The organism is Streptomyces mangrovisoli, from assembly GCF_000974985.2.
GTDB lineage: Bacteria > Actinomycetota > Actinomycetes > Streptomycetales > Streptomycetaceae > Streptomyces > Streptomyces mangrovisoli.
Window position 1 is genome coordinate 1 of the sequence record NZ_LAVA02000063.1, and the last position, 4,594, is coordinate 4,594.

3 protein-coding genes are annotated in these 4,594 nt (G+C 74.9%); 1 reads left to right on the forward strand and 2 read right to left on the reverse strand.

Going from position 1 to position 4,594, the window contains the following annotated elements; all coding sequences use genetic code 11:
• Both WN71_RS24950 and WN71_RS24955 read right to left on the reverse strand, forming a co-directional pair.
• On the reverse strand, positions 1-1,964 hold a 1,964-nt coding region (locus WN71_RS24950; protein WP_240529750.1), incomplete at its 3' end, for an RNA polymerase sigma factor.
• Between the two features lie 208 nt (positions 1,965-2,172).
• Positions 2,173-2,931 carry a TetR/AcrR family transcriptional regulator gene (locus WN71_RS24955; RefSeq protein WP_071369876.1) on the reverse strand — a complete coding sequence of 253 codons (759 nt, stop codon included), beginning with the start codon at positions 2,929-2,931 and terminating at the stop codon, positions 2,173-2,175.
• Positions 2,932-3,311: 380 nt separating this feature from the next.
• Here WN71_RS24955 and WN71_RS24960 point away from each other — a divergent pair.
• Positions 3,312-4,594, forward strand: a 1,283-nt coding sequence (locus tag WN71_RS24960; protein ID WP_071369877.1) for an NAD(P)/FAD-dependent oxidoreductase, incomplete at its 3' end; no start/stop codon positions are given.

Consider the following 4,594-nt stretch of genomic DNA (forward strand, 5'->3'; position numbering starts at 1 on the left):
GAGGGCGTCGGGGTGGGGCTGGGCGAGGGCGTGGGCGCCGGGGCGGGAGCCGCGGGGGTGCTCGGGCCCGGGGTGGGCGCCGGCGTCGGCCGGTGCGCCGGGGTCGGGGTCGGCGCCGCGGCGGGCACGGCCTGCGCGAGCACCGGTGGGGCGGGTGCGGGTGACGCCTTGTGCGACGGGGCCGGCGACCGGGGCGCGACGACCGGCGCGGACGGGGGCGGCGGCGCCGCCAGCGGCTTCTTCGGCGTGCCGTGCTCACCGGCCAGGGCGAGCGCGATCGCCGCGGCGGCCACCGCGACCACACCGGCGGCGATCCCCGCCTTCACGGGCGCGCCCAGCCCCTCGGAGAGGGCCGCCGAACCGGCCCCGCCGGACGAGCCGCCGCCCGCCGCCGCGGCACCCGCGGCGCCTGCCGCACCGGCGCCGCCCGCGATGACGGCGGCCGCCTTGGCGTACCCGGCGGCCCCGAACCAGCCGATGACCGCCACCGGTACGACGGCGGGGATGCCGCTCGCGACCTCCTCGATCTGGACGGCCGCGAGCCGGCACCGGGCGCACTCCTCCAGATGCTTGCGCAGCCCCCGCTCGGCGCGGGTGCGCAGTCTGCGCCGGGCGTACGTGCCGAGCTGGTCGGCGTAGCGGGCGCACTCCTCGTCGCCGGTGAGGCCGGCGCTCACATGGGCCTGCAGATAGGCCTGTCTGAGCCCCTCGCGGGCCCGGCTGGCGAGCACCCGGGTGCCGTTGGCGTCGAGGCCGAAGAGCGTGGCCACCTCGCTGGGCGACTCGTCCTCCACCTCGGTGTGCCACAGCACCGCCTGCCAGCGCTCGGGCAGGGAGCGGAACGCCCGCATGGCGAGGGACTGTTCGGCCTCGTGCATCGCACGCACATCGGCGCCCACGTCCACGCCCGCCCCGAACGAGCCGGGCGGCGCGGTGTCGTCGGCGGGTTCGCCGAGCCGCGCGGACTGGGCCGCGAACACGGCGAAGTCGTCGATGAGTTGCTCGCGCCCGGCGGACTTGGTCCAGCGCGCGGCGACCCGCCGTACGGAGGTGAGCAGATAGGCGCGCACCGCGTGCTCGGGCCCGGCGCCGCCGCGCACGGCCTGGAGCATCCGGGCGAAGACCTCGGCGGTCAGGTCGTCGGCGGTGTGCCCGTCGCGGCAGCAGGTGCGGGCGTAGCGGCGTACGGCGCCCGCGTGGCGCCGGTACAGCTCTTCGTACGCCGAGTCGTCGCCCGCACGCATCCGCTCGACCAGGGTGGCGTCGGCGGGCGGCAGCGCACGGGGCGGCGGCAGCACGCCGGTGTCCCCGGCGTCGTCCCCCGCCCCGTCGGCCGAGTCCGGAGAGCCCGCCGAGTCCGCGAGACCCGCCGATTCCGGAGAGTCCGCCGCGTCCGCCGGGCCTGCCAGGCCGTCCAGCGGGTGCGGTGCCTCCGGTCCGAGGCGGTCCGGCCGATGCGGCGTCTGGGGCGTCTGGGGCGTCCGCGGCCCGAGGCCGGTCGGCCGGTCCGGCGCCTCGGCCTCCAGGCCGTCCGGCCCGCCCAGCCCGTCGGGCCCGTGCGGCCCGCCCAGTCCGTCCCGCGGGTGCGGACCGCCGGGCCCGTCCGATCCGTCCGGCCCGCCAGGGCGATCGAGGCCGTCCGGGCCGCCGAGACGGTCCGGCCCGCCGAGATGGTCGAGTCCGCCGCGCGCGTCCGGCAGATCCAGCGAGAGCGGCGAGACCGCGGAGTCCCGCGCGTCCCACCGGTCGCGCTGCGCGGGCACACCGGCCTCGGCCGACGCGTCGGCGGTCGGGTGGCCGGCGGTCGGACGGTCGGCGGCCGTGTCGTCGTCGGCGGTCGCGTCGTCGGCGGGCGGCCGTCCGGCCCGCCCGCCCTGGCACGGCACCTGCGGCGAGGTCAGATCCGTCTCCGCGTCGTCGTCACCGCCGCCGCCGGACGACTCGTCCGGCCCGTCAAAGCTCATCGCGCGAAGCCCCCGCTGACTGCACCATCAGTCCAGAACACCGGGTCAGAGTGCCATATCGAATTTTCGTCAGTAAGAGACGAGAGGGACAACCACTCGTCCGAGGGGTTTTGCGGTACGGCGGTGTTGACCCCCACCATGCGGGGTAAGGGTCAACACCCTTGTTTCACAGCCGTGTTGATGGCAGGGAGGCCGGACGGCGGACCGCTCACGCCGGGCGGGAGCGCAGCCCCTCCAGCAGGATGTCCAGCAGCCGGGCCGAGGCCGCCGCCTGCTGGGCCGCGTCGGGCAGCGAGGGCGCCGCCGTGGCGATCACCAGCAGCACGTCCGACACCGACACGTCCGGCCGCAGTTCGCCCGCCGCCCGGGCCCGGTCCACGAGCCGGCCCACGACGTCGAGCAGCGCCGTCACCCCGGTCTCGTCGGCGTCCACCACCGACTCCTCCGGCACCAGTCGCAGTTCGGCCGGCCCCGACTGGGTCCGCTGCTGCGGCACGCGGGCCTCCTCGGGCAGCGCGTCGTCCTCGTCGGCGACGCCGACCCGCAGCACCTGCGGCGGCAGCAGCCGTCCCGCGCCCGACGCCACCGACGTGCGCAGGAAGCGGGAGAGCGCCGACCAGGGCTCGTCCTCCTGGCCGAGGGCGGCCCGCGCCTGGTCGGTCAGCCGCGCGGTCTCCTCCTCGGCTATCCGGCGCACCAGCACGTCCTTGCTCGGGAAGCGCCGGTACACCGTGCCGACACCGACCCGGGCGCGCCGCGCCACGTCCTCCATCGGTGCCCCGTAGCCGAGTTCGCCGAACACCTCGCGCGCCGCGCGCAGTACGTGCTCCAGATTGCGCTGTGCGTCCACGCGCAGCGGCGTCGTCCGCGGGCCGTCCGCGCGTCCGTTGTTCGCCGCCGCGCTCACGAGTCCGCCGCCGGGCACCACGGCGGACGCGGAAGTCCAGTGCGAGTCCTGAATGTGCATATATTTCCCCCGGTTAACGACGTCTCCCCCCGGAGACCTTCCCCGCCAATGAGAGACAGGAGCGCGCGGAACTCGCGTCGGTCTCCGCGAAGCCCGCCCGTCGCGGACTCGTTCGACCGCATCCCCCACACCCCATCGACACACGAACATAGTTGAGAGGGGGTCAATTCAGAAGGGGCAGGTTCCGCACGGAGCGCCCCCCGATCGGAGTACGAGTCGCATTCGCCCGGAATGCGCTCCCTGTCGCGCCCCCACCCACACCCCCTGACCTGCGGGACTCGACCCTGGTCGGGTGATTCGGCCAACCCCGTGCACGGCGTGTTCCGGTCACACAAATTGTCGAGCCTGTGGACAAACAACAGCGCCGGGTGCGTCATGGGATGGTGAAGGAACGTGCGCGCATTCTGGTTGTCGGCGGCGGCTACGTCGGGATGTACACCGCCCTGCGCCTTCAGCGGCAACTGAAGCGGGAGCTCAGGGAAGGGAGCGTCGACATCACTGTCGTCACGCCCGATCCCTACATGACGTATCAGCCGTTCCTGCCCGAGGCGGCGGCCGGCTCCATCTCCCCGCGGCATGTCGTCGTACCGCTGCGGCGTGTCCTGCACGACTGCCGGATCGTCGTCGGCGAGGTCACCGCCGTCGACCACGCCAAGCGCTCCGCCACCCTCACCACGCTCGCCACCGACGAGGAGGGGACTGGCGCGCAGCGCCTCGCCTACGACCAGCTCGTCCTCGCCCCCGGCTCGATCGCGCGCACCCTGCCCATCCCCGGACTCGCCGAGCACGGCATCGGGTTCAAGACCGTCGAGGAGGCCATCGGGCTGCGCAACCACGTCATCGAGCAGCTCGACATCGCCTCCTCCACCCGCGACCCCGCGATCCGCGACGCCGCCCTCACCTTCGTCTTCGTCGGCGGCGGCTACGCCGGCGTGGAGGCGCTCGGCGAGCTGGAGGACATGGCCCGCTACGCCACCCGCTACTACCACAACGTCCGCCCCGAGGACATGAAATGGATCCTCGTGGAGGCGAGCGACCGCATCCTGCCCGAGGTGGGCGAGGAGCTGGGCCGCTACACCGTCAGCGAACTGCGCCGCCGCAACATCCAGGTCCTGCTCGAGACCCGCCTCGAATCCTGCACCGACCGCACCGCCGTGCTCAGCGACGGCCGGCGCTTCCCCACCCGCACCCTCGTGTGGACCGCCGGCGTCAAACCGCACCCCCTGCTCGCCGCCACCGACCTGCCCCTCGACCGGCGCGGCCGGCTGCGCTGCACCGCGCAGCTCACCGTCGACGGCGCCCCGGGGGCCTGGGCCGCGGGCGACGCCGCCGCCGTCCCCGACGTCACCGCCGGGGGCACCTTTCGGGCCGCCTCGGGACCTGGGGGAGAAACCGGCCGGCTCACCGCGCCCAACGCGCAGCACGCCGTCCGCCAGGCCCGGGTCCTCGCCGACAACCTCACGCACACGCTGCGCGGCGAGCCGCTGGAGACGTACGCCCACACGTACGCCGGCTCGGTGGCCTCACTGGGCCTGCACAAGGGCGTCGCCCAGGTCTACGGGCGCAGGCTGAAGGGCTACCCTGCCTGGTTCATGCACCGCGTGTACCACCTCAGCAGGGTGCCGACCTTCAACCGCAAGGCCCGCGTCCTGGCCGAATGGAC

What these genes read in the sequence shown, in the direction of transcription:
- WN71_RS24955 (WP_071369876.1), bottom strand. Translation starts at nt 2,931, where the DNA reads ATGCACATTCAGGACTCGCACTGGACTTCCGCGTCCGCCGTGGTGCCC.